Below are 26,399 nucleotides of genomic sequence, written 5' to 3' on the forward strand. Positions count from 1 at the left end.
TCCATCCCATCACAGTACTGAGTCTTTATTACAGAGCGGCTTCGTCGGTCTCGCCGGTACGAATACGGATGACACGCTGCAGTTCAGCTACGAAAATTTTACCGTCGCCAATTTTGCCGGTGTAAGCCGCTTTACTGATGACATCCACCACTTCGTCTAACTGATCGTCGGCAATAGCGATATCAATTTTGACCTTAGGCAGGAAGTTCACGCTGTACTCTGCGCCACGATAAAGCTCTGCATGGCCCTTCTGACGGCCAAAACCTTTCACTTCGGAGACGGTCAGTCCCTGAATGCCGATAGAGGATAAAGCTTCACGTACATCCTCCAGCTTGAATGGCTTAATTACGACGGTAACCAGCTTCATTGGATCCCCTCCAGCGAGAAAATAGGTAACGTTTACGGACACGCAGGGATATAAGCAAAGCCTGTGCCAGAGTGTGAAAATGACGGTAATACGTTGTTCAGGCGAGACGCGACAAGGGATGCTTTAAAGAGGATGGGAAACAGAGAGGCCGTACAGGGGAAATTGCAGCGGAGGGCTGCACTCCTTTGGTGCTTCAGGCGTCAAAGGAGTGCATTTATACAGATTAATCTGATAAAGGTGCGCAAAAAAGGTGCAACTCAGCCTTCAGTTGTTACAGCGACGCCCGATACCAGATCTTCACCTGCCTGCTGCAGCTGATACATCTGCCAGTAACGTCCCTGCATCGCCAGCAGTTGCTGATGCGTACCCTGCTCAACCACACGACCACGATGCAGCACCAGAATCTTGTCTGCTTCAATAATCGTTGAGAGGCGGTGAGCAATCACCACCAGCGTGCTGTGCTGGCGCAGCGTCTCAAGCGTCTGCTGAATGGCCTGCTCGGTGCCGGAATCAATATTGGCCGTCGCTTCGTCGAGGATCAGTATCTGCGGCAGATCAACCAGCACCCGGGCCAGTGCCAGCAGCTGCTTCTGCCCGACCGACAGATTATTGCCCTGCTCACCCAGCCGGGTATGAATTCCCTCCGGCAACGCATGCGCCAGCGGAGCCAGCTGCACCTGTTCCAGCACCGTCCAGACGGCCTCTTCGCTGATGTCGCGTCCCAGCCGCACATTCGCCAGCAGCGTATCGGCCAGCACCACCGGATCCTGCTGCACCATCGCGATACCGCGCCGCAGCACGGCATGGCTCAGGTCACTAATGGGTCGATCATCAATGCGGATCTCGCCACGCGTCACCGGATAGTAACCCATTAACAGGTTCGCCAGCGTGCTTTTACCGCTGCCGGTATGTCCCACCAGCGCTACAAACTCGCGTGGGGCAACCTCAAGATTGATATCACTGAGCACATCGCGGTTTTCACGGTAGGCAAAGCTCAGATTGTTCAGGGTGATACGACCTGAAGCCAGCGGTTGCTGATCGGCACCATACTGCTGCTGTGCGGCATCCATCAGTTCGAAAATACGTTCACCTGAAACCACCGCCTGCTGCAGCATCGATTGCTGAGTGGTCAGCTCAATCAGCGGCTCATTCAGACGCCCCAGATAGGTAATAAAGGCATAGAGTACCCCCACTTCAAACACGCCAGGCATCGAGAAACTAAACAGGATCAGCAGCCCACACAACACCATCGCTGAAAACAGGCTCAACAGCGGACGCAGCAGAAAACCATCCAGACGCAGCGTTTCCATTCGCGCCAGATAGTGAGAGCGGCTCGCTTCGCCCATTCGCTCACCAAATCGCGCCTGCTGACGAAACTGCTGGATCACGCTCATACCGCTGATCACTTCGTTGAAGCCATTATTGATGTCTGCCAGATAGCTGCGAACCCGACGGGCAATGGGCGTGCTGTAACGCTGATAGATGAACATCACCACCAGTACCAGCGGGAATATCATCATCGCCACCAGCGCCATGCGCCAGTCAAGGCTGAACATCGCCACCATCATGGCGCCGACCAGTGCGGCACTGCGCAACACGGTTGAAACCACCGTGACGTAGAGATCGCGGATGACTTCGGTGTCGTTAGTCACGCGTGAAATAATCTGCCCGACCGGCTGGGTATCAAAGGCACTCAGCGGCTGACAGAGTGCGGCATTCATCACGTCACTGCGTAACTGCTGTACCACGCCGATAGCGGCTCGGTTAAACAACAGCGCCTGCCAGTAGTGCAGCCCGGCGGCCAGCAGCTGAAGCAGGATAAAACTGACCACCAGTCCGGCGACCACTCCCCAGGGCATCTGATGTTTCGCCACCAGGTTGTCGATAAAATAGCTGACCAGCACCGGTCCGGTCACTTCCGCCGCGGCAGCGATCCACAGCATCCCTACCGCCAGCGACAGGGATTTGCGCCACGGCTTACCGTAGCTCAGCAGACGCTTCAGGGTAGGCCACAAGCGTGCAGACTTAGCCATGCGGCACTCCTTTCTCATTTTCATCATCATCCAGCGCCGCTTCCAGTTGCTGGTAACGGTACATGTCCCGATACCAGCCAGCCCTGCCGGTCAGCGCGTCGTGGTCGCCCCGCTGCGCCACCCTGCCCTGCTGCAGGACCAGGATTTCACTGGCTTCCGTCAGTGCCGATAAGCGGTGCGCGCTGATAATCAGCGTGCGTCCCTGCCCCCAGATGCGCAGGTTATGCAGGATTTCGTGTTCGGTACGGCCATCCACCGCAGAAAGCGCGTCGTCCAGAATCAGGATTTCCGCATTCAGCAGCAGCGCCCGGGCAATCGAAAGACGCTGCTTCTGTCCACCCGACAGCATCACACCGCGCTCCCCGACTTCCGTTTCATAGCCCTGCGGCAAACGCAGGATATCGTCATGAACGCAGGCCAGCGTGGCGGCATGCTCAATCTCCTGCTGGGTTGCGCCCGGTTTTCCCAGCGCAATATTGTTCGCCACGCTGTCTGAGAACAGGAACGGTGTCTGGCTGACCACGGCCAGACGGCTGCGCCAGCTGTCCAGCCGCAACTGCGGCAGCGGGATCTGGTGATAACGGATGTCGCCCTGCTGAATATCAAAGTGGCGCTGAATCAGGCTAAGCAGCGTACTTTTGCCACTGCCGGTTGGCCCGCACAGCCCCAGCATCTCGCCGGGTTTCAGCTGGAAGCTGACATCGCTTAAGACCGGACCCACGCTGGCCGGATAGTTAAAGGCACGAATCGCGACCTGCAGCGTGCCTGGTTCAGATGGCAGTGACTTATCGCCATCTTCCACCGCTGGCGCTTCCGCCAGCAGCGCGCCGATGCGGCTCCAGGCGGCGCTGCCGCGTTCAACAATATTAAACATCCACGCCAGCGCCAGCATCGGCCAGATCATCAGGCCGAGATACATCACAAAGCTGGTGAGCTGCCCCAGCGTCATCTCTCCATGCCAGACCAGCCAGCTGCCGCCACCAATCGCCAGCAGGTTTGAGAAGCCGATAGCGATATAGATAGTGGGATCGAAACGGGCATCGACCCGCGCCACGCGCAGGTTTTTTTCACCGGTATCGCGGGCGATATCGGAAAATTGCTGCGACTGATGCTGTTCAAGGCCAAAGGATTTAATCATCCGGATGCTGGTCAGGCTCTCCTGCGTCTGATCGTTGAGACTGGAGAAGGCGGCCTGTGCCAGCTTAAAGCGATGGTGCAGTTGATTACCGTAGCGATGGATCACGATGGCCATAATGGGCATCGGCACCAGCGCAAGCAGCGTCAGCTGCCAGCTGATCTGCGTGCTCATTACCAGCAGCACCACGCAGCCCATGACCAGCGAGTCGACCAGCGTCAGAACCCCTTCTCCGGCAGCAAACACCACCCGATCCACGTCGTTGGTGGCGCGCGCAATCAGGTCGCCGGTGCGGTGACGCAGATAAAATGCCGGTTGCTGACGACTCAGCTGGCGATAGAAATCTTCGCGCAGCTCAACCGCCAGCTGGTAGGAGGCACCAAACAGCAGCACGCGCCAGACATAGCGCAGCAGATAGACCACCACCGCCGTTGCCAGCATGATCCCAATCCACATCATGATGCGGCTGGTGCTCATGTTGTCACGCGTCACGCCATCGACAATCACCCCGACCACATGCGGTGGCAGCAGCTGCAGAATAGCAATAACAATCAGCAGGAGGACCGCGCCCAGATAGCGCCGCCACTCCCGCAGAAAATACCAACTTAATTGACTGAATAATCGCACAACGCTGCTCTCAATCTCAGGCCCTCAGGGGGCGACAGGTAAAGCCGTGGTGTATTTAATCTCTTCCATGGCGAAGCTGGATGTCACATCAATCAGGCCGGGCACCCCATTCACTACTCGCTTGTAGAAAGCATCATAGCTTTTCATGTCGGCCACCTGAATGCGCAGCAGGTAATCATACTCGCCAGCCATACGGTAAAAGGCCATTACCTCCGGCATGCTGCTCACCACCGAGACAAATGCCTGATACCAGTCGCGGCTGTGCTGCTGCGTTTTAACAAACATAAACGCCGTCAGTGACAGTCCGATTTTATCTCCATCCAGCAACGCCACCCGTGCGCGAATAATGCCATCATCTTCAAGCTTTTTCAGGCGCTTCCAGCAGGGTGTGGTGGTGAGGTTGACGGCATCCGCCAGCGCCTGCAGCGACAGCGTGCAGTCATGCTGCAGCAGTGAGAGCAATTTAAGGTCAGTTTTATCTAACATTTGCGGCTCCGGGAGAATCATTTTCTCCATTACCGCCATTTTAGCGGTAATTGTGCAATCTCTTTTTCCTGCACGTGCCATAAAATAGCCGCATCACTTTTTTACCGGACGCCTGAGATGCACACCTGCTGGATTCGCCACGCTATCAACGAAATTAACGCTGATTTTCAACGATCGGCTGAGACCCATTTGATCCGTTTCGATCTGGCGGACTTTCCCGGTATCTGGTTCTATCTGAAAGATGAAAGTACCCATCCCAGTGGCAGTCTTAAACACCGGCTGGCACGATCCCTGTTCCTCTACGGCCTCTCCAACGGCTGGATTAAACAGGATACGCCGATTATCGAAGCCTCGTCAGGCAGCACTGCCGTTTCTGAGGCGTACTTCGCAAGGCTGCTGGGTCTGCCCTTTATTGCGGTGATGCCGGCGAGCACGGCGAAGCGTAAAATTGAGCAGATCACCTTTTATGGCGGACAGTGCCATTTTGTTGAAGATCCCTGCCAGCTCTATGCTGAATCTGAACGGCTGGCGCGGGAGCTCAATGGCCATTTTATGGATCAGTTTACCTATGCTGAACGTGCCACCGACTGGCGCGGCAATAACAATATTGCAGAGAGCATTTTCCGTCAGATGGAGCATGAACCTTATCCGATTCCCCATACGATAATCATGAGTGCGGGCACCGGCGGCACCTCAGCCACGCTGGGCCGCTATATCCGTTATCAGGGACTGGAAACCAAACTACTGGTGGTTGATCCGCAGCATTCGGTGTTTTTTGATTACTGGCAGCAGCGTGATGCCACCCTGACCAGCGCGCGCGGCAGCATGATCGAAGGAATTGGCCGTCCGCGAGTGGAGCCGTCGTTTATGCCTGACGTGATCGACGAAATGATCAAAGTGCCGGATGGTGCAACGCTGGCCGCCATGCTGAAACTGGAAAAGATTCTGGGACGCAAGCCTGGCGCCTCTACCGGCACCAATTTCTGGGGCATGATGCAGGTGGCAAAACGCCTACGGGCAGCGAATCAGCAGGGAGCGCTGGTGACACTGCTGTGCGACAGCGGCGAACGTTATCCCGATAGCTACTATCAGCCTGAGTGGGTGGCAAAACATATTGGCGATATCACGCCATGGCAGCGCGAGCTGGAATAAAAAACCGGACATCCTGGCCGGTTCACGGCAATCCTCAGCATTCGGGGGAATACGCGAGGTCGGGTGTTGCCAGCCAGTGATTTAAATAGTGAGACACCGCCTGTGTCTCGCAATGCCCTAATACCGGCAGATGCGGTAGCGCGGCTTTCAGCTGCGCCATCGCATTGCCCATGATAAAACCCTGTCCGGCCTGCGCCAGCATCTCGCGATCGTTCATCGCATCACCAAACGCCATACACTCCGCCATGGTCAGCGACAGATGGTCACATAACAGTGCCAGCGCGCTGCCTTTATTGCAGCTGGCGGGTAACACCTCCAGACAGTCCACAGCAGAGAAGCAGATGTTAGCCTGCTCGCCCAGTGCGGCATCCAGCTCTGTTTTTAGCTGACAGAGGCGCTGATGCTGATCGATAAAGCAGATTTTTGTCACCTGATGCGCGGGCAACCTTTTAAGATCGCACAGCTGATAGCCAAATCCGCTGATCTGATGGGCCACCAGCAGTTCAGGCTGTGGGTGATCGGTAAACCACCCCTGATCGTTGAAAACATGCAGGGTGGCGGGCGTATCCCAGCGGCGGTGGATCACCTCTTCGGCGACCGCAGAAGGCAGATCACGCGCAAAGATCAGATTGCCCTGCCTGTCGTGTACACGAGTGCCATTACCGGTAATCAGCCACGCGGGCAGTGTCATTTTTTCCCGTAAGATCTGCATCTCCAGCAGATGGCGGCCCGTCGCCAGCGCCAGATTAACGCCACGCAGATGCAACGCCTGCAGGCTATCCAGCGTCTGCTGACCCAGTTGATGATCCGGCAGCAATAATGTGCCATCCATATCGAACGCGGCTAAACGCACCATGATTTACCTCCTGCTGAAAGATGAACTCCACTATTGCCTGTTAATTGCGGAACTAATAGTGAATACTTTTAAAAAACTGTTCCGGGTTTAACATGCGCCAGCTTAACCGTCTTAATCAGTTCCAGCGTCTGTGGCATCAGAGTCAGGGCGCCCCACAGCAAACCTGCGTGGCGGAGATGGCCCGCCACTGTATCTGCAGCGAGCGTCATCTGCGCACGTTGCTGTCACAGTGGCAGCATGCAGGCTGGCTCAGCTGGCGCGGCGAGCCAGGCCGTGGCAAACAGGGACAGATAGTGTTTCTGCGCTCACCTGAACAATTACGGCAGCAGTTGCTGCAACAACAGCTCGACGCCGGAGACGCCGCTGAGGCCTTGCAGCTGCTGGATCTGCCGCCGGAAAGGCTGATCAATATGCTGCGGCCATTAATGGGTGGACAGTGGCAGAACGATACGCCGGTTCTGCGCATCCCCTACTATCGTCCGATGGAGAGCACAGAGCCGCGCCAGATTACCGGTCGGGCCGAGCAGCACCTGGCTCGCCAGATCTATTCCGGTCTGACCCGCTTTGAGCAGGATGAGCCGGTCGGCGATCTGGCGCATCACTGGCAATATGACGAGGCGTCATCTGGCTGGTTATTCTGGTTACGGCCTCAGCTGATGTGGCACAACGACGAGCCTCTGCAGGCCGCACAACTGGTGGCGCAATTCCGCCAGCTGTTGCGGGATACGCGCGTCAGTGTGTTGCTGGCCGATGTGGTCAGCGTGGATGCGCCCCATCCGCTTGCGGTGCGTTTCGTACTGCGACGCCCTGATTTCTGGCTGCCCCATCGGCTCGCCCACTTGTTGTGCCTGCTGCCCCATCCCATCGATCCCGCCACGGGCAGCGGGCCGTGGAAACTCAGGCACTTCAGCGCCGAGCTGGTGAGGATTGAAAGTCACGCGCGCTGGCATCTGCAGCGTCCTCTGCTGCAGGCGGTGGAGTACTGGATTACCCCTCAGCTGTTTGATCCCGCTCTCGGCAGCAGCTGTCGTCATCCGGTGCAGATTGCGATAGGCGATGCCACAGAGCTCAGGACGCTGCAACCGGTCAGCAGCAGTATCAGCCTCGGCTTCTGTTATCTGGTCTGCCGGCCGCGAGCCGGATTTACCCCTGATCAGGCGTGCACGCTTTTCCAGCTGATCCAGCAAAGCGGCATTGTCAGCCGGTTGCCTCTGGATGAGGGACTCATCACTCCCAGTAAAGAGTTGTTACCTGGCTGGAGTGTGCCGCTGATTGATGCTGTCAGGGTTCCCTTACCGGCAACCCTGACGCTGCATTATCAGTTGCCGGTTGAGCTGCATCAGATGTCACAGGCGCTGGTTGCACTATTAAAACAGCACGGCTGCACCCTGAAGGTAGTTTTTCATCCGGTAAAAAACTGGCACGGCATCGACCCGCTTGATGAGGCAGATATCGTGATGGGCGACAGACTGATTGGTGATGCGCCGGTCTTTACGCTGGCCAGCTGGTTGCAGACTGACCCGCTATGGCGGCCGCTGTGGCCCACGCCGCAGGGCGAAGAGATTCAGGCGCAACTGCTGGCTATCCAGCAAATTGCTGACGACGAAACCCGTGCCCGCACGCTGCATCAGCTTTATCATCAGCTGATGACGGGCGGCATCCTGCTGCCACTGTTCAATTATCGCTATCAAATCTACGCGCCGCCGGGCGTTGAAGGGATTGAACTGAATACGCTGGGCTGGTTCGATTTCAGCCGCGCATGGATCCCGCCGCCCATTGATCTGCCATGCAGCTGTTCAGCGGCGGACTGAGGCATTACCATAAGCGCAAAATCAATTATCAGGAAAACACCATGAAACGCGCTGTTGTAGTTTTCAGCGGTGGACAAGACTCCACTACCTGCCTGATTCAGGCCTTAGAGCAATATGATGATGTTCATTGCGTCACTTTCGACTATGGACAACGCCATCGGGAAGAGATCGATGTGGCCCGCGACCTGGCGATTAAACTGGGCGCGCGCGCGCACAAAGTGCTGGATGTCACCATGCTGAACGAACTCGCCGTCAGCAGCCTGACGCGGGATAACATTCCGGTGCCGGCTTATAATCCCGAGGCCAGTGGATTACCCAGTACGTTTGTGCCGGGACGCAATATTCTCTTTCTGACGCTGGCCTCGGTTTACGCTTATCAGGTCGAAGCGGAAGCGGTGATCACTGGCGTCTGTGAGACCGATTTCTCCGGCTATCCCGATTGTCGCGATGAGTTTGTCAAAGCGCTGAACCATGCGGTGTCGCTGGGCATGGCGCGCGATGTTCGTTTTGAGACGCCGCTGATGTGGCTCAATAAAGCGGAAACCTGGGCGCTGGCGGATTACTGGCAGCAGCTTGCGCTGGTACGCGAGCAGACGCTGACCTGCTATAACGGCGTGAAAGGTGATGGATGTGGTGAGTGTGCAGCCTGTCATTTACGGGCCAATGGCCTGCAGGGTTATCTCAACGATCGTGCTGGCGTAATGGCGGCAATGAAAGCAAAAAGCGGTCTTAACTAAGAGTGTCTGAGGTGGCGGCAGAGAATCCGGGTTGCCGCCTTTTTATCGACTCATGCCATCAGACGCATCAGTCGCTCACGCAACTCCCCTTCCAGCGCAACCGCCTTCTGAGTCCGCAAATCAATACAGACAAAAGTGAGTGCGGCATCCGCCACCACGGTCTCCTGCCCTGCCAGCAAAACCCGCTGCGCAATAATGCCGCTTTTGCCATTCAACTGCGTGATCTCACTTTCGATAGTCAGTACGTCGCCCAGCACGGCCGGGCGACGGTAGTTGATGTTGATGTTTACCACCACAAAAGCCAGTTTCTGTTCCTGCAACCAGTGGAATGCTTCCACCTCTTCCAGCCATTCCCAGCGCGCCTCCTCCAGAAACTCAAGATAGCGCGCATTATTGACGTGCTGATAGACATCCAGATGATAGCCGCGCACTTTTATGGTGGTCTGCATGATCATGCTCTCCTGCTGCTGTGAATTAACTGGTTGGACCTGTTCACTTTAGCAGAGTCGCCTCTCTATCGTGGGTTAAGCATCACAGATGTGTACTGCTTCACAATTTCAGCCGGGCCGCATTTCGCTCTATCAACGCATTGCCGATGCCCGGCACTTCACTAAGTTGCTGAATTGCGCTAAACGGTCCGTACTGTTCGCGATAGCTCACAATTGCCTGCGCCTTTTTCAGCCCCACCCCATTCATAACGGCAGAGAGCTGTTCGGCTGTTGCTTCATTGATGCTGACCTGCTCCTGCTGTGGCTGCGCGGCGGCTTCCGGCTTCGACGCAGGATGTGAGCTCTGCGTGACGGCTGCGCTGACAGGTTCAGGTGCCGCAGAGACGCTGCTGTGACAGAGTGCGCCGCCCAGCGCGAGTGAAAGATAAAAGGCAACGAGTTTAGGTTTAGCCATGCTGTGTTTCTCCTTGTGTGTAAACAGCAGCGACAGAGTGGCACTACTGCACACAAGGCTCAAAAGCGGGATTTCAGAAATGGAAAAGGCCGCGAATGCGGCCTTTGATTGTTACAGTCGTTGCGCAGTTTCTGCGAGACTTACTGCATTTGTGCGGCAGCGCCGTACTTAATTTTGGCCTCTTTACGCAGGTTTTGCAGTAACGCTTCAAACGCCAGCTGCGCATTATTCTGCGTGACGCCTTTGACCATTTCGTCAATCTGCGCCTGCGGCATGCTGCCGGTTTTAACTTTATCAACCGCCACCAGTACCACATTGCCCTGCATATCTTCGCTGACACCCCAGGAAGGTTTATTTTCCGCAGGCTGAGGCAGGTTAAAGGCAGTCTGTGCCACCGGATCCTGCGCATTGCGATCAACGGTCTTGCTGGCGCTCAGCGTCAGACCCGCTGCAGTCAGCGCATCCTGCTTACCGGCTTTGAGATCGGTCAGCAGTTTATCGGCCTGAGCTTTTGCCTGCTGCGTCGCTTTATCATGCTTAAGCGTGTCAGTGATCTGCGCCTTAACCTGCTCAAGCGGTTTTACCGCTTCCGGTTTATGCTCACTGATACGCAGCACAAAGGCACGGTCGCCATCGACAGTGATGATATCGGAGTTGTTGCCCGGCGCGCCGTTTTGCCCGACCAGACCGCCATTAAAGATCGCCTGCTTCACCGCATCAAAGTTAAGCTCATCTGGCAGCGTATCCTGACTGAACCAGCCAGTCTCTTTCGCTTTCAGACCAGAAGCCTGCTCTGCACCCGCCAGTGATTCATTGTCATTGCTGGCCGCTTCGCTGACTTTCTGTTGCACTTTGTAGAAGGCATCAACGCCCTTCTCCTGCTTCACTTTCGCTGCAATGGCGCTGCGCACTTCATCCAGTGGTTTAACCTGCTCTGGCTGAATATCGTCAAGACGAACCACCAGGAAGCCCACTGAAGATTTGATGACGCCTGACATCTGGCCTTTCTCAGTCAGACCGGCATTTTTCAGCTCATCCGGAGTCGTAGAGGGTTCCAGCCAGCCCATATCGCCGCCCTTACGCGCAGAGATCGGGTCAATGGATTTGGCTTTTGCCACGTCAGCGAAGCTGGCACCCGCTTTCAGCTGCGCCAGGACCGCATTGGCATCGGCTTCAGTTTTGGTCTGAATGACGCTGTAGCGCGTACGCTGTGGCTGCGAATAGTCCGCTTTATGCTGGTCGTACCAGGCCTGAATATCGGCCTCGCTGGCATCCTGCTGCATGCTGGCTGCATCCATCAGGAGGTAGCTGACACGGAACTGCTCTGGTGCCATAAAGCTGGTTTTATGCTGCTGATAATACTGACTGATTTCGTCGTCAGTAACGGCCTGCTTCGCCGCCAGTGCATTGACGTCCAGCGTCGCCTGACGAATCTCACGCTGCTGTGAAACCAGGTCCACCAGTTTGCTGGCTTCGCCTTTCAGCGTGAAGTCGGTGTTAGCCACGGCATTGATCAGCTGTTGATTGGAGAGCTGCTTACGCAACGCTTCGGCATACTGGTCGGCGCTGAAGCCCATATTGCTGATCAGACTCAGATATTTGGCATTGTCGAATTTACCGTTGGTCTGAAAAGCCTGCTGATTGAAGATAGCCTGCTTCACCTGATCGTCGCTGATGCTGAGGTGGAGATCTTTGATGTAGCTATCAAGCAGCGCCTGATCGATTAGCTGCGACAGCGCCTGCTGCCGAATCTGCTGCATGTAGCCATCGTTGCTGGCCAGCTGTGAGAACTGATCGCCCAGCATCTGCTGCTGACGACTGCGCTCGCTGTTGAACGCCTGCTCCAGCTGTCCCCGGCTAATCTCCTGGCCGTTAACTTTGGCCGCATAGTCGTTATTGCCGCCAATCAGATAGTTGCCAACGCCCGTCAGCACAAAGGAGAGGATAATCAGCCCCAAAATAATCTTGAGCACGACATGGTTCGACGCCGCGCGTAAATTGTCCATCATGGTATGGCAACACTCCGCTGTAGTGTGAATGTAAAGCTCGGTCGCAATTCGCCATTGGCTGGCGACTCACGCAACTGCTGGCTTAGCTGGCAGTCTCAATCCGGTCCAGGTCCATCTTACGGCCCGATTCTCACCGGTTAAAACAAAAAAGGCACATCTGATTGATGTGCCCGTATGTTACATGAGAACGGGTTAATCGTCCTCTAATCCACTGAAGAAAATGCGTCAATGAATCTATTCGTTGTTATTAATTGACAGCGTCTTTCAATGCTTTACCAGCACGGAAGCCTGGTACTTTACCGGCCGGGATGGTGATCTCTTTACCGGTTTGCGGGTTGCGGCCGGTACGTGCAGCGCGGTCACGCACAGAGAATGTGCCGAAACCTACCAGAGCCACTTCATCACCGTCTTTCAGCGCATCTGAAACTGAGCCCATAAATGCATCTAAAACACGTCCCGCTGCAGCTTTAGAAATATCAGCATCGGCAGCAATTTTGTCGATCAATTGTGACTTATTCACTCTCTTCATCCCCTCTTTTATTATTTCACATCGTACCCTGCATCCGGCAGGGTGCGAACGCGCAGCAAGTTATATCAAGCCTGTGGAGCCGAAACAACGGAATTTCTCTGAGAACGTCGCGTCGGCAGCCACCTAAATTAACGGCACAAAAAAAAGCTGGCAAGCGCCAATTGCCTTGCCAGCTCCGCTTTTTAACGGTTTTTGCCGTTAATCACTATTTTGCTGTTACAACCTGCATACCGTATGGCGCATTTTCCAGTGCCAGATTCAGCACCTCTTCAATGCGTTTCACCGGATGAATTTCCAGATCGGCAATCACGTTCTGTGGAATCTCTTCCAGGTCGCGCTTGTTGTCATCAGGGATCAGCACGGTTTTAATGCCACCACGGTGCGCTGCCAGCAGTTTCTCTTTCAGCCCGCCAATTGGCAGCACCTGACCACGCAGGGTGATCTCACCGGTCATCGCCACATCCGCCCGCACCGGGTTACCGGTCAGACAGGAGACCAGCGCAGTACACATGGCGATACCGGCACTTGGACCATCTTTCGGCGTAGCGCCTTCAGGTACGTGAACGTGAATATCACGTTTTTCGTAGAAGTCACCATTGATGCCCAGCTTCTCGGCACGCGCACGCACCACGGTCAGCGCAGCCTGAATCGACTCCTGCATCACTTCACCCAGAGAACCGGTGTAAGTCAGCTTGCCTTTACCTGGTACGCAGGCGGTTTCGATAGTCAGCAAATCGCCACCCACTTCCGTCCACGCCAGACCCGTTACCTGACCCACACGGTTTTCGCTGTCCGCACGACCGTAGTCGAAGCGCTGAACGCCCAGGAAATCCTTGAGGTTTTCGCCATTGATAGTGATGTGCTTTTTCGTCTTGTCCATCAGCAGCGATTTAACCGCTTTACGGCACAGTTTCGACAGCTCACGCTCAAGGCTACGCACACCGGCTTCACGGGTGTAGTAACGGATAATGCCCACAATCGCGCTGTCTTCAACCGTAATTTCATTGGCTTTCAGGGCATTGCGCTCAATCTGCTTGGTCAGCAGATGCTGCTTAGCGATGTTCAGTTTTTCATCTTCGGTGTAACCCGACAGACGAATTACTTCCATACGGTCCAGCAGCGGTGCCGGGATGTTCATTGAGTTCGATGTAGCAACGAACATCACATCAGAAAGGTCATAGTCGACTTCCAGATAGTGGTCGTTGAACGCAATGTTCTGCTCAGGATCAAGCACTTCCAGCAGCGCTGAAGCCGGATCGCCGCGCATGTCAGAGGACATTTTGTCGATTTCATCCAGCAGGAACAGTGGGTTTTTAACCCCGACTTTCGCCATTTTCTGGATTAATTTACCCGGCATAGAGCCGATGTAAGTACGACGGTGACCGCGGATTTCAGCTTCATCACGCACGCCACCCAGCGCCATACGCACATATTTGCGTCCGGTCGCTTTGGCGATCGACTGACCGAGAGAGGTTTTACCTACCCCTGGCGGTCCGACCAGGCACAAAATCGGCCCTTTGATTTTGCTGACGCGACTCTGAACCGCAAGATACTCAAGAATACGATCCTTCACGCGCTCCAGCCCGTAATGGTCGGTATCCAGCGTCTCCTGCGCTTTACGCAGATCTTTCTTCACTTTGCTGCGCGCGTTCCACGGAACCTGCACCATCCAGTCGATATAGCCGCGAACCACGGTTGCTTCAGCGGACATCGGGGACATCATCTTCAGCTTCTGCAGCTCAGCTTCCGCTTTCTCGCGCGCTTCTTCCGGCATTTTTGCCGCGTCGATTTTGCGTTTTAACGCTTCGTACTCGTCGGGCGCGTCGTCCATCTCGCCCAGCTCTTTCTGAATCGCCTTCATCTGCTCATTCAGATAGTACTCGCGCTGGCTCTTCTCCATCTGCTTCTTAACACGGTTGCGAATGCGCTTCTCAACCTGCAGCAGATCGATTTCAGATTCCATCATCGCCATCAGATATTCCAGACGTTCGTTGACGTCGGACATCTCCAGCACAGACTGTTTGTCTGCCAGCTTCAGTGGCATATGTGCTGCGACGGTGTCGGCAAGGCGGGCCGCATCGTCAATGTTGTTCAGCGAGGTTAAAACCTCGGGTGGGATCTTCTTGTTGAGTTTGATGTAGCCTTCAAACTGATTGATCGCCGTGCGCACCAGCACTTCCTGCTCGCGCTCTTCAATCTCTGGCGAAACCAGATATTCAGCTTGTGCCACAAAATGGTCACCGTTATCGGCCAGCGTCGTAATGTGGGCGCGCTGTAAACCTTCGACCAGGACTTTGACGGTGCCATCCGGCAGTTTCAGCATTTGTAATACTGATGCAACGGTCCCTACTGAGAAGAGATCGTTAATGCCAGGTTCATCCGTTGAAGCCTCTTTCTGTGCGACCAGCATGATTTTTTTATCATGATCCATTGCGGCTTCAAGGCACCGAATTGATTTTTCCCGGCCAACAAACAACGGAATTACCATGTGCGGATAAACCACCACGTCGCGCAGCGGCAACACGGGGATTTCAATGCGTTCAGAACGCTCAGGATTCATAGAGCTCTCTCTTTGTTTAATGTCCGCCAGGTGATGGGAACCGCATCAGGCAGGTATGCAGTTAAACCCACAGGTATCTGAGTATATGGGGATGATTGTCCGACATTCAACGTCACAGAGGCGAGAAAAGCAAAAGGGGAAACATTTTCCCCTTTTTTATTACGACAAGATGGACGATCTGTTTAATTATTCGCCAGATGCCTGGGCTTCATGCTTACCGTAGATCAACATGGGCTCAGACTGACCTTCAATAACTGATTCATCAATCACTACTTTTTCCACGTCGTCCATGGAAGGCAGGTCATACATCGTTTCCAGTAACGCGCCTTCTACAATTGAACGCAGACCACGTGCACCGGTTTTACGTGACATCGCTTTCTTAGCAATGGCGGTTAACGCCTCGTCACGGAACTCCAGCTCAACGCCTTCCAGGTTAAACAGCGCCTGGTACTGTTTGGTCAGGGCGTTCTTCGGCTCACGCAGAATCTGAATCAGCGCTTCTTCGCTCAGCTCGCTCAGGGTCGCAACAACAGGCAGACGACCGATGAACTCAGGGATCAGACCAAATTTGATCAAATCTTCTGGTTCACACTGCGCAAGCAGTTCGCCTTCGCTGGCTTTCTGCGATTTCCCTTTCACGGTCGCGCCGAAGCCGATACCGGATCCGGTTTCAACACGCTGGGCAATCACTTTGTCCAGGCCGGCAAATGCGCCGCCGCAGATAAACAGAATTTTAGAGGTATCGACCTGCAAAAATTCCTGCTGCGGATGCTTACGTCCACCCTGCGGGGGAACGGCAGCCACGGTGCCTTCAATCAGTTTAAGCAGTGCCTGCTGTACGCCTTCGCCTGACACGTCACGGGTAATCGACGGGTTATCAGACTTACGTGAGATTTTGTCGATTTCATCGATGTAAACGATGCCGCGCTGTGCTTTCTGTACGTCGTAGTCGCATTTCTGCAGCAGTTTCTGGATGATGTTTTCAACATCTTCACCCACGTAACCGGCTTCAGTCAGCGTGGTGGCATCAGCCATGGTAAACGGCACATCCAGCAGGCGTGCCAGCGTTTCTGCCAGCAGCGTTTTACCACTACCGGTCGGGCCAATCAGCAGAATGTTGCTTTTGCCCAGCTCGATACCATTGCTGGTATCGCCGTTGCGCAGACGCTTGTAGTGGTTGTAAACCGCAACCGCCAGCACTTTCTTCGCTCTTTCCTGACCGATGACATAATCATCGAGGTGATGGCGAATTTCATGTGGGGTTGGCAACGCACTACGTTCACGATGCGGGGCAACTTCCTTAATCTCTTCGCGAATGATGTCGTTGCACAGGTCAACACACTCATCGCAGATATACACTGACGGCCCGGCAATCAGCTTTCGCACTTCATGCTGGCTTTTGCCGCAAAAAGAGCAGTACAGCAACTTTCCTGAACCGTCTTTGCGCTTATCTGTCATCAGTTAACCTCTTCTTGTTCTCAGGCCATACCCGCGTACGGCTCAGGCCGTGCGGAGACGGCCGAAATTCATTCAACCCATAATAGTACCGTTGTCCTGTTAACTATAGACCAGGGACAACGGTAAGTCGGGTCTTATTGGCGATGCGTCAGAATTGAATCGACTAATCCATACTCTACCGCTTCATTTGCAGAGAGGAAACGGTCACGCTCGGTGTCACGCTCAATTTCTTCCAGCGTTTTACCGGTGTGCTCAGCCATCAGCTCATTCATACGCTGCTTAACTTTAAGGATTTCGCGCGCATGGATCTCGATGTCTGACGCCTGACCCTGATAACCGCCCAGCGGCTGGTGGATCATCACACGTGAGTTTGGCAGACAGAAACGTTTGCCTTTGGTCCCCGCCGTCAGCAGGAAAGCGCCCATAGAACAGGCCTGACCCATACAGATAGTGCTGACATCCGGTTTGATAAATTTCATGGTGTCGTAGATCGACATACCGGCAGTGATGACACCGCCTGGCGAGTTAATGTAGAGATAGATATCTTTTTCCGGGTTTTCAGCTTCCAGAAACAGCATCTGCGCCACAATCAGATTAGCCATGTGGTCTTCGACCTGGCCAGTCAGAAAAATGACGCGCTCTTTAAGCAGACGGGAGTAGATGTCGTAAGAACGCTCACCACGCGAAGTTTGTTCAACCACCATTGGCACCAGCGCATTGTGCGGTGCTGTATATTCACGATCGCCACTGTATGACATTACCGTCTCCTGGATAAATTTCATTGGCAACATTCTGTACCGATTCTACGTAAGACGCGCGGGAAACTCCACGCCGCGCCTTTTTCCGACACCTTCAGGACGGTTAATCAGCCAGCCTCACTCTTATTTCTGCATACTCCCTGTATCTGGGGATGCTGCACGCATGTTTCAAGCATAACAATCTTTTCCCTGTTCGCTAACCCGGAAAAAGCGATGCGTGAATAATTCGCCTGTTTATTAAACAAATAGCGGCGAAGAGTGGCTATCCGGACGCAAAACACAAAAAAGCCCGCGACTTTGCAGTCACGGGCTTAGCACAGACGGTTAAATGCGTGATCAGGCCTGAGCGGTCTGATTCATCAGATCCTGGAAGTTGGTCTCTTTCTCGGTCACTTTAGCTTTCGCCAGGACCGCTTCAACCGCTTGCTCTTCCAGCGCAACGTTGCGCATATTGTTCATCAGCTCGTTATTCTTGCTGTAGAACTCGATCACTTCCTGCGGATCTTCATACGCAGAAGCCATCTCTTCAATCATGGTGCTTACGCGTGCTTCGTCAGCTTTCAGCTCGTGGGTACGAATCACTTCGCCCAGCAGCAGACCGACAACCACACGGCGTTTAGCCTGCTCTTCGAACAGTTCGCGTGGCAGTTCCAGCGCCTGCTGTTCGTTGCCACCGAAACGCTGTGCAGCCTGACGACGCAGAACGTCGATTTCGCTGTCAACCAGCGCAGCTGGCACGTCGATTTCGTTCGCTTCAACCAGACCGTCGATTGCCTGAGTTTTGATGCGATTACGGATAGCGCCTTTCAGCTCGCGATCCATGTTCTTACGTACTTCAGTACGCAGACCGGCAACTGAACCATCTTCAACGCCGAAACGTTTGATGAACTCTTCAGTCAGCTCTGGCAGTTCGCGCGTTTCAACTTTCTTCAGCACGATCTCGAACTTCGCATCTTTCCCTTTCAGGTTTTCTGCGTGGTAGTCGTCCGGGAATTTCACGTCGATAGTGAAAGTTTCGCCCGCTTTGTGACCCACAACGCCTTCTTCAAAGCCTGGGATCATGCGGCCCTGGCCCATGGCCAGAACGAAATCAGAGGCTTTGCCGCCTTCGAACTCTTCACCGTCCACAGAACCGTTGAAATCGATAGTGGCACGATCTTCCGGACCTGCTGCAGCGTCGCTTTCGATCCAGTTGGCCTGCTGCTTGCGCAGAGTGTCCAGCATGGTATCAACGTCAGCATCAGTTACTTCAACGACAGGTTTTTCGACTTCGATGTTTTCCAGGCCTTTCAGCTCAACTTCCGGATAGACTTCGAATTCAACCGCGTAGGTGAAATCCTGACCTTCTTTGTATTCGCCTGGCACGTAGTTCGGTGCGCCAGCCGGATTAATTTTTTCTTTGATGATGGCGTCAACAAAGTTGCGCGTCATCAGCTCGCCCAGCACGTCCTGACGGACAGAAGCGCCGTAACGCTGTGCCACGATGTTCATCGGCACTTTGCCTTTACGGAAACCATCGATGCGAACTTTCCTGGCAACGTCAACCAGTTCTTTTTTTACAGCGCTTTCGATGCTGTCAGCAGCGACAGTAATCGTAATGCGACGGCCCAGGCCCTGAGTGGTTTCTACAGAAACTTGCATCTTGTTACCTCAAAAAATCACGTGCTCGGTCAACTTCAGACACCACACATAGTGAAATGCGCCGTATCCAACAACCGGGACGGCTTCCGTGAAGAGAACCTGATCCCTGTTACCAGAAGCGTCCCGAAGACATTCCGGAAAAATAGACGCAGCATTATAGCGGCATCGCTGGAATGAGTCGAGGATGCTAACTCACCACTTTTCAGCAGGTTTGCTGCTTTTTTGAGCCAGGGATCGCGTTTTTCGCTAAATAACAGAAAAAACGGCCCGCAGGCCGTTTCAGAGAAGGGAGATCAGGCGAGTGTTCCGGCACCACGACAGTTAGGCGAAGCCAGTACGGTATCCTGCAACCCTTCCCACTCTTTCAGGGTGTAAGTATGCAGGGCTAAGGCGTGTACGCTGCCCGCTAACTCAGCGGCCAGTTCGCCATAAATCAGGCGATGACGCGCCAGAAAGCGCTGGCCTGCAAAGCAGTCGCTCACGATGACCACTTTGAAGTGACTTTCCGATCCGGCAGGAACATTGTGCCGGTAACTTTCGTCGTGCACTTCCAGATGAGCTGGCTGAAACGCCACACGCAGCTTTTCTTCTATTTGTTCGCGGATCATGGCTATTACTCCTCAATGGCGAGCGCAGTGCCCCATCTCATTCAATCTTAGTCGCTTTTAGTGCGCTTACCCGTCAGCCGACGCTAAATATTGCATTTTATGTCAGGCCGCTTCCGGCACGCATAATAACGCAGCTGAAACGAACAGCAAACCGGCCTGTCAGAGAAGAGGCTTAAAACGGTTTCAGACACAATTTCCCCGGCAACAGGGCTTTTTTCACTGCCGGGCAATGCTATGATGACCGCAGTTTTTGCAAACCAACCCCCTGACACCAACGAGAAAAAGTATGTTGAAAAAACTGTTATTCCCACTGTTGGCTGCGTTCATTTTAGCCGGCTGTGCAACCAGCAATAATACCCTGACTATCCAGCCTAAAATTCAGTTACCGCAGCAGGACCCAGGCCTGATGGGCGTGACTGTCAGCATCAACGGTGCCGACCAGCGTAAAGATCAGGCGCTGGCAAAAGTAAATCGTGATGGTCAGTTAGTGACCTTAACGTCATCGCGCGACCTGCGTTTCCTGCTGCAGGAAGTGCTGGAGAAGCAGATGACAGCACGCGGCTATATGATTGGTCCTAATGGCGCGGTCGATCTGCAGATTGTGGTGAACAACCTCTATGCCGACGTCACTCAGGGCAATGTGCGCTACAGCATCACCACCAAAGCGGACATCTCTATTATCGCAACAGCGAAAAACGGCAACAAACAGGTTAAAAACTACCGCCAGACTTACAGCGTAGAAGGCGCGTTCAACGCCAATAACCAGAAGATTACCAACGCGGTGAACGCCACTATGAGCGATGTGATCGCGGATATGGCTCAGGACACCAGCGTCAACGACTTTATCAAGCAGAACGCCCGTTAATTCAGTCTCTCCTCTGCCCTGCCTTGCGCAGGGCTTTTTGTTATCTGCAGGATCCGCATGAACCACTATCTTCGCCTCTTCAGCCAGAAAAACGCCGCCGTATTGCTGCTTCTTGGTTTTGCTTCCGGACTGCCGCTGGCCCTGACATCGGGCACGTTGCAGGCGTGGATGACGGTGGAAAATGTCGACCTGAAAACCATCGGCTTCTTTTCGCTGGTCGGCCAGGCCTATGTCTTTAAGTTTCTCTGGTCACCGATGATGGACCGCTATACGCCGCCGTTTCTGGGCCGGCGTCGCGGCTGGTTACTGGTCAGTCAGCTGGCGCTGGTTGGCGGGATAATCGCGATGGGATTTCTGCAACCGGGACGCGATCTTACCCTGATGGCCGCGCTGGCCGTGCTGATTGCCTTCTGCTCCGCCTCACAGGACATCGTTTTTGACGCATGGAAAACGGACATCCTGCCGCCTGAAGAGCGTGGCAGCGGCGCGGCGATTACCGTGCTGGGGTATCGACTGGCAATGCTGATTTCCGGCGGGCTGGCGTTGTGGCTGGCTGACCGCTACCTCGGCTGGCAGGCAACCTACTGGCTGATGGCGCTGATGATGGTGCCGGGCATTATCGCCACGCTGGTGGCGAGCGAGCCAGATACCCGTATCTCCACACCCCATTCACTGCGTCAGGCGGTGGTCGATCCGCTAAAAGATTTCTTTCAGCGCAACAACGCCTGGCTGCTTATTACCCTGATTATTCTTTACAAGCTGGGCGATGCGTTTGCCGCCTCGCTGACCACCACTTTTTTGATTCGCGGCGTGGGCTTCAACGCCGGTGACGTCGGTCTGGTCAACAAGACGCTGGGTCTGCTGGCGACCATTATTGGCGCGCTCTATGGCGGCGTACTGATGCAGCGTCTGAGCCTGTTCCGGGCGCTAATGATTTTCGGTCTGCTGCAGGCTGTCTCGAACTTTGGTTACTGGCTGCTGGCGGTGACCGACAAACAGTTGTGGAGCATGGCCAGCGCGGTCTTTGTTGAAAATCTCTGTGGCGGCATGGGCACCGCGGCCTTTGTGGCGCTGTTAATGACGCTGTGCAATAAGTCGTTCTCCGCTACCCAGTTCGCCCTGTTGTCGGCGCTCTCAGCGGTTGGTCGGGTCTATGTCGGCCCGGCGGCGGGCTGGCTGGTGGAACTCTGGGGCTGGCCGACCTTTTATGCATTCACGGTGATGGCGGGTCTGCCGGGCCTGGTGCTGCTGGCTTTTTGCCGACAAACATTGAATCAGGTCGAGCAAAGTGGCAATTTTCTGACACGTAGCTACTATCCTCATGGCTATCGCTGGACTAATCGTCTGTTTGCAGCCGGATGCGGCGTACTGGCGCTCTGGCTGGTGGCTCTGGCACTGAATGCGTTGGGCGTGACGGCGCTGACACCGCTGCTTACCCGCCTGTTTGAGCTGGGTATGACACTCTCCCTGCTGGCGGTGCTTTCGGGAGTGTTGCTGGACTATCGGGCGCTGAAGAGAACCCCTGCGTTGCCTGCATCAGATGCTTAAGTGAAATCGATAGGTTTACGGGCTGCGGCTTATTTTATGACACCCCGATAAGTCGCCGCCATTTATCATCGCGTGTTATTTTTTAAAAATAACAATATGACCTGAGGAGGCGTAGCGGAAATACTAAAAACCGGTGAGCAATTACTTTAGTTAAATTTCATCGCGCAAATGATGCAGACTTGTTAAATATTTGGGAGTTAAAAGTAAGGGTTATTCCTTTCCCTGATTTTTTTACGGTTACTTCCATTGGTTTTTGTTATATTGATGCCAACTGCTTGTCTGCGTTAATTATTTGTCACCTGGCGCAACATCTGTGACACCCTTAGCAAAAGGTGTCAACACGTATCTGACACATCCTTAAGCTGGTTTACACTGCATAAACCTTCCCGTAAAATGCGCGCACACTTAAACGACAATAGAGCCCTTTGTCATTGAGGTCGTTAAATGAGACTCAGTAAATACAATAAAAGTTTGGGGATTTTGTCATTAATTGCAGGCACTTTATTAATGAGTGGCTGCGATAGTGCATTGTTAAATCCCAAAGGACAGATTGCACTGGAGCAACGTTCGCTGATACTGACTGCCTTTGGCCTGATGTTGATCGTCGTCATCCCCGCAGTCCTGATGGCCGTGGTGTTTGCCTGGAAATATCGGGCGTCCAACACGAATGCGAAGTACAGCCCTAACTGGTCACACTCTAACAAAGTGGAAGCCGTGGTCTGGACCATTCCGATCCTGATCATTCTCTTCCTCAGCGTGCTGACCTGGAAATCAACCCACGCACTGGAGCCCAGCAAACCGCTGCAATCTGATGTGAAACCGGTTGAGATCGATGTGGTTGCACTGGACTGGAAATGGTTGTTCATTTACCCGGAACAGGGTATTGCGACCGTGAACCAGATTGCCTTCCCGGCAAATACTCCGGTGAACTTCAAAATCACGTCTAACTCCGTCATGAACTCTTTCTTCATCCCAACGCTCGGCAGCCAGATTTATGCGATGGCTGGTATGCAGACCAAGCTGCATCTGATTGCAAATGAGCCGGGAATTTTCGACGGTATCTCTGCGAACTTCAGTGGTCGTGGTTTCTCTGGCATGAAGTTTAAAGCCATTGCAACCAAAGACGATGCGGAATTCCAGCAGTGGGTGGCTAAAGTTAAAGCAGCCCCTAACACGCTGAACACTATGGATGATTTCGAGAAAGTGGCTGTGCCAAGCGAAAATCACCCGGTGGAATATTTCTCTTCAGCTGATCCGAAACTGTTCATGCAAGTCATCGACAAGTTCAAGATGAGCCACGGGAAAATGGACATGCCAAAACATGAAGGTATGGACATGAGTCACGCCGCTTCCGCGGGAGCCGAGGAATAATACGATGTTCGGAAAATTAACACTTGATGCAGTGCCGTACCATGAGCCGATTATCATGGTTACGGTTGCCGCTATCCTGATAGGTGGTGCAGCGCTGGTTGCTGCGCTCACCTATTTTGGTAAGTGGAAATATCTGTGGTCTGAATGGCTGACGTCAGTCGACCACAAACGCCTGGGTATCATGTACATCATCATGGCGTTCGTCATGCTGATTCGTGGTTTCGCTGATGCCATTATGATGCGTACCCAGCAGGTTATGGCTTCGGCCGGTGAAGCGGGCATTCTGCCACCGCACCACTACGACCAGATCTTTACCGCGCATGGCGTGATTATGATCTTCTTCGTGGCGATGCCGTTCGTGGTTGGCCTGATGAACATCGCGGTTCCGTTGCAGATTGGTGCACGTGACGTTGCGTTCCCGTTCCTGAACAACCTGAGCTTCTGGTTTACTGCGGTCGGTGTGATCCTGGTTAACCTGTCGCTGGGTGTGGGCGAGTTCGCACAGACCGGCTGGCTGGCTTATCCGCCGCTCTCCGGCGCGGAGTACAGTCCCGGGGTCGGGGTCGATTACTGGATCTGGAGCCTTCAGCTTTCAGGTATTGGTACGACCTTAACCGGTATTAACTTCTTCGTGACCATCCTGAAGATGCGTGCACCGGGCATGAGCCTGTTCAAAATGCCGGTATTTACCTGGACCGCGCTGTGCACCAACGTCCTGATCATCGCTGCGTTCCCGGTTCTGACCGTGACCCTGGCGCTGTTGACCCTTGATCGTTATCTCGGCTTCCATTTCTTCACCAATGAAATGGGCGGGAACATGATGATGTACGTCAACCTGATCTGGGTCTGGGGCCATCCGGAAGTGTATATCCTGGTACTGCCGGTGTTTGGTGTGTTCGCAGAAATTACCGCGACCTTCTCCAAAAAACGTCTGTTTGGTTATACCTCACTGGTGTGGGCGACCATCGCCATTACCGTGCTGTCGTTTATCGTCTGGTTGCACCACTTCTTCACCATGGGTGCAGGTGCCAACGTTAACGCCTTCTTCGGTATCATGACGATGATCATCGCGATTCCGACCGGGGTTAAAATCTTTAACTGGCTGTTCACCATGTATCAGGGCCGCATTCAGATGCACTCTGCCATGCTGTGGACCGTTGGCTTCCTGGTAACCTTCTCTGTAGGGGGTATGACCGGCGTACTGCTGGCCGTTCCGGGTGCTGACTTTATTCTGCACAACAGCCTGTTCCTGATTGCACACTTCCATAACGTTATCATCGGTGGTGTGGTGTTCGGTTGTATGGCGGGCGTGACCTACTGGTTCCCGAAAGCATTTGGCTTCACCCTGAACGAAACCTGGGGCAAGCGCGCATTCTGGTTCTGGATCATTGGCTTCTTCGTTGCCTTTATGCCGCTGTACGCACTGGGCTTCATGGGTATGACACGTCGTCTGAGCCAGGATATCGATCCACAGTTCCACACCTTACTGGTGGTAGCTGCGGGCGGTGCTGGCCTGATTGCGCTGGGTATTCTGTGTCAGCTGACCATGTTCTACGTCTCGGTACGTGACCGCGATCAGAACCGTGATGTGACGGGTGACCCATGGGGCGGTCGTACGCTGGAGTGGGCAACCTCTTCACCACCACCGTTCTATAACTTTGCTGTCATCCCGCATGTGCATGAGCGTGACGCTTTCTGGGAAATGAAAGAGAAAGGCGAAGCGTACAAACAGCCGGAATCTTATGAAGAGATTCATATGCCGAAAAACAGCGGTGCCGCAATTATCATCTGCGCATTTGCAACGGTAATGGGTTTCGCGCTGATCTGGCATATCTGGTGGCTGGCGGGTGTTTCATTCCTCGGCATGATCGTTTCCTGGATCGTGAAGAGCTTCGACGAAGACGTGGATTACTACGTTCCGGTTGCCGAAGTTCAGAAGATTGAGAACCAGCACTTTGACGAAATCAGCAAAGCAGGTCTGAAATAATGTCAACTGAAACTCTGATTAAACATCACCACGACGCCCATGCGGAGCATGGGCATCACGATGCAGGAGCCAATAAAGTCTTTGGCTTCTGGATCTACCTGATGAGTGACTGCATTATCTTCGCAACCCTGTTTGCGACCTATGCTGTCATGGTCAACAACACTGCCGGTGGCCCGGCAGGTAAAGATATCTTTGAGCTGCCGTTTGTTCTGGTAGAAACCGCCCTGCTGCTGTTGAGTTCGATCACTTACGGCATGGCTGTTATCTCCATGAACAAGGAGCAAAAAGGTGCCGTTATCGGCTGGCTGGCGCTGACCTTCCTGTTCGGTCTGGGCTTCATCGGAATGGAAATCTATGAATTCCATCATCTGATTGCTGAAGGCTTTGGTCCGGATCGCAGTGGCTTCCTGTCTGGCTTCTTTACGCTGGTCGGTACCCACGGTCTGCACGTGACCTCAGGTCTGATCTGGATGCTGGTTCTGATGTTCCAGATTTCCAAACGTGGCCTGAACGCGACTAACCGCACTCGTATCATGTGTCTGAGCCTGTTCTGGCACTTCCTGGACGTGGTCTGGATTTGCGTCTTCACCGTTGTTTACCTGATGGGAGCCATGTAATGAGTCATTCCGTTAACGAACATGGCGCTTCACACGGTAGCGTGAAGTCCTACATGATCGGCTTCATCCTCTCTATCATCCTGACGGCGATCCCGTTCTGGATGGTAATGGATGGCAGTGCATCTCACGGTACTATCCTTGGTGTTGTTCTGGTATGTGCGGTGATTCAGGTGCTGGTTCACCTGGTCTACTTCCTGCACTTAGACAGCAAATCTGAGGGTGGCTGGAACATGGTAGCCATTGTCTTCTCGGCCATCATCATCCTGATTGTCGTAGTAGGCTCACTGTGGATCATGTGGAACCTCAACTACAACATGATGCCTCACTAAAGAGTCACGCGT

23 protein-coding genes are annotated in these 26,399 nt (G+C 53.9%); 9 read left to right on the forward strand and 14 right to left on the reverse strand.

The features are described from left to right. Positions 1–28: 28 nt before the first annotated feature. The 4 genes from glnK to PAG01S_RS07725 form a co-directional block, all read right to left on the reverse strand. Entirely contained in the window at positions 29–367 is a 339-nt protein-coding gene (gene glnK / locus PAG01S_RS07710) for a P-II family nitrogen regulator (protein WP_003850469.1), read from the reverse strand. Between the two features lie 257 nt (positions 368–624). Continuing rightward, positions 625–2,400 (reverse strand): SmdB family multidrug efflux ABC transporter permease/ATP-binding protein, encoded by a 1,776-nt coding sequence (locus tag PAG01S_RS07715; protein ID WP_052272132.1) that lies wholly within the window; start codon positions 2,398–2,400, stop codon positions 625–627. Next, entirely contained in the window at positions 2,393–4,162 is a 1,770-nt protein-coding gene (locus PAG01S_RS07720; RefSeq protein ID WP_033756779.1) for a SmdA family multidrug ABC transporter permease/ATP-binding protein, read from the reverse strand. Before PAG01S_RS07720 ends, PAG01S_RS07715 begins: the two co-directional genes overlap by 8 nt. 24 nt (positions 4,163–4,186) lie before the next feature. Next, positions 4,187–4,648: an Lrp/AsnC family transcriptional regulator gene (locus PAG01S_RS07725; protein ID WP_031592177.1), complete on the reverse strand. Its 462-nt coding sequence runs from the start codon at positions 4,646–4,648 to the stop codon at positions 4,187–4,189. Between the two features lie 117 nt (positions 4,649–4,765). Between PAG01S_RS07725 and PAG01S_RS07730 the strand changes: the two genes are divergently transcribed. Beyond that, positions 4,766–5,800: a PLP-dependent cysteine synthase family protein gene (locus tag PAG01S_RS07730; RefSeq protein ID WP_010255863.1), complete on the forward strand. Its 1,035-nt coding sequence runs from the start codon at positions 4,766–4,768 to the stop codon at positions 5,798–5,800. 34 nt (positions 5,801–5,834) lie between these two features. Here the strand turns inward: PAG01S_RS07730 and cof are convergent, their stop codons facing one another. After that, positions 5,835–6,656 (reverse strand): HMP-PP phosphatase, encoded by an 822-nt coding sequence (gene cof / locus PAG01S_RS07735; protein ID WP_062758247.1) that lies wholly within the window; start codon positions 6,654–6,656, stop codon positions 5,835–5,837. 92 nt (positions 6,657–6,748) lie between these two features. On the opposite strand from cof, the gene PAG01S_RS07740 reads away from it, so the two are divergent. Further along, positions 6,749–8,467, forward strand: a complete 1,719-nt coding sequence (locus PAG01S_RS07740) for an SgrR family transcriptional regulator (protein WP_062758249.1) — start codon at positions 6,749–6,751, stop codon at positions 8,465–8,467. A 41-nt stretch (positions 8,468–8,508) separates the two neighbouring features. Then, positions 8,509–9,204, forward strand: a complete 696-nt coding sequence (queC, locus tag PAG01S_RS07745; RefSeq protein WP_031592184.1) for a 7-cyano-7-deazaguanine synthase QueC — start codon at positions 8,509–8,511, stop codon at positions 9,202–9,204. 50 nt (positions 9,205–9,254) lie between these two features. Here the strand turns inward: queC and PAG01S_RS07750 are convergent, their stop codons facing one another. The 9 genes from PAG01S_RS07750 to bolA all read right to left on the reverse strand — a co-directional run bounded on the left by PAG01S_RS07750 (position 9,255) and on the right by bolA (position 19,670). Continuing rightward, positions 9,255–9,653: a YbgC/FadM family acyl-CoA thioesterase gene (locus PAG01S_RS07750; RefSeq protein ID WP_010255851.1), complete on the reverse strand. Its 399-nt coding sequence runs from the start codon at positions 9,651–9,653 to the stop codon at positions 9,255–9,257. A 100-nt stretch (positions 9,654–9,753) separates the two neighbouring features. Further along, positions 9,754–10,107 carry a ComEA family DNA-binding protein gene (locus tag PAG01S_RS07755; protein WP_010255849.1) on the reverse strand — a complete coding sequence of 118 codons (354 nt, stop codon included), beginning with the start codon at positions 10,105–10,107 and terminating at the stop codon, positions 9,754–9,756. 140 nt (positions 10,108–10,247) lie between these two features. Further along, positions 10,248–12,116, reverse strand: a complete 1,869-nt coding sequence (ppiD, locus tag PAG01S_RS07760) for a peptidylprolyl isomerase (RefSeq protein ID WP_033779659.1) — start codon at positions 12,114–12,116, stop codon at positions 10,248–10,250. Between the two features lie 247 nt (positions 12,117–12,363). Beyond that, positions 12,364–12,636 (reverse strand): nucleoid-associated protein HU-beta, encoded by a 273-nt coding sequence (gene hupB, locus PAG01S_RS07765; RefSeq protein WP_009091701.1) that lies wholly within the window; start codon positions 12,634–12,636, stop codon positions 12,364–12,366. Between the two features lie 214 nt (positions 12,637–12,850). Then, positions 12,851–15,205: an endopeptidase La gene (lon, locus tag PAG01S_RS07770; protein ID WP_010255415.1), complete on the reverse strand. Its 2,355-nt coding sequence runs from the start codon at positions 15,203–15,205 to the stop codon at positions 12,851–12,853. Between the two features lie 186 nt (positions 15,206–15,391). Beyond that, positions 15,392–16,663 (reverse strand): ATP-dependent protease ATP-binding subunit ClpX, encoded by a 1,272-nt coding sequence (clpX, locus tag PAG01S_RS07775; protein WP_010671205.1) that lies wholly within the window; start codon positions 16,661–16,663, stop codon positions 15,392–15,394. A gap of 134 nt (positions 16,664–16,797) precedes the next feature. Further along, positions 16,798–17,421 carry an ATP-dependent Clp endopeptidase proteolytic subunit ClpP gene (clpP, locus tag PAG01S_RS07780; protein ID WP_010255410.1) on the reverse strand — a complete coding sequence of 208 codons (624 nt, stop codon included), beginning with the start codon at positions 17,419–17,421 and terminating at the stop codon, positions 16,798–16,800. 336 nt (positions 17,422–17,757) lie between these two features. Further along, entirely contained in the window at positions 17,758–19,062 is a 1,305-nt protein-coding gene (gene tig / locus PAG01S_RS07785) for a trigger factor (protein WP_010255408.1), read from the reverse strand. Between the two features lie 293 nt (positions 19,063–19,355). Beyond that, the gene (bolA, locus tag PAG01S_RS07790; RefSeq protein WP_008924895.1) at positions 19,356–19,670 is read right to left on the reverse strand and encodes a transcriptional regulator BolA; all 315 of its coding nucleotides are present in this window, start codon (positions 19,668–19,670) and stop codon (positions 19,356–19,358) included. A 286-nt stretch (positions 19,671–19,956) separates the two neighbouring features. Here bolA and PAG01S_RS07795 point away from each other — a divergent pair, with 286 nt between their 5' ends. The 6 genes from PAG01S_RS07795 (at position 19,957) to PAG01S_RS07820 (ending at position 26,387) form a co-directional block, all read left to right on the forward strand. Beyond that, positions 19,957–20,535: a lipoprotein gene (locus tag PAG01S_RS07795; RefSeq protein WP_010255406.1), complete on the forward strand. Its 579-nt coding sequence runs from the start codon at positions 19,957–19,959 to the stop codon at positions 20,533–20,535. 57 nt (positions 20,536–20,592) lie between these two features. Then, positions 20,593–22,083 (forward strand): muropeptide MFS transporter AmpG, encoded by a 1,491-nt coding sequence (gene ampG, locus PAG01S_RS07800; RefSeq protein WP_010255404.1) that lies wholly within the window; start codon positions 20,593–20,595, stop codon positions 22,081–22,083. Between the two features lie 444 nt (positions 22,084–22,527). Continuing rightward, entirely contained in the window at positions 22,528–23,454 is a 927-nt protein-coding gene (gene cyoA / locus PAG01S_RS07805; RefSeq protein ID WP_010255402.1) for a cytochrome o ubiquinol oxidase subunit II, read from the forward strand. Positions 23,455–23,458: 4 nt separating this feature from the next. After that, positions 23,459–25,441 (forward strand): cytochrome o ubiquinol oxidase subunit I, encoded by a 1,983-nt coding sequence (cyoB, locus tag PAG01S_RS07810; protein ID WP_010255400.1) that lies wholly within the window; start codon positions 23,459–23,461, stop codon positions 25,439–25,441. Further along, positions 25,441–26,058: a cytochrome o ubiquinol oxidase subunit III gene (locus PAG01S_RS07815; protein WP_009091720.1), complete on the forward strand. Its 618-nt coding sequence runs from the start codon at positions 25,441–25,443 to the stop codon at positions 26,056–26,058. Before cyoB ends, PAG01S_RS07815 begins: the two co-directional genes overlap by 1 nt. Beyond that, the gene (locus PAG01S_RS07820) at positions 26,058–26,387 is read left to right on the forward strand and encodes a cytochrome o ubiquinol oxidase subunit IV (RefSeq protein WP_008924889.1); all 330 of its coding nucleotides are present in this window, start codon (positions 26,058–26,060) and stop codon (positions 26,385–26,387) included. Before PAG01S_RS07815 ends, PAG01S_RS07820 begins: the two co-directional genes overlap by 1 nt. Positions 26,388–26,399: the final 12 nt, after the last annotated feature.

The organism is Pantoea agglomerans NBRC 102470 (assembly GCF_001598475.1).
Classification (GTDB): Bacteria; Pseudomonadota; Gammaproteobacteria; order Enterobacterales; family Enterobacteriaceae; genus Pantoea; species Pantoea agglomerans.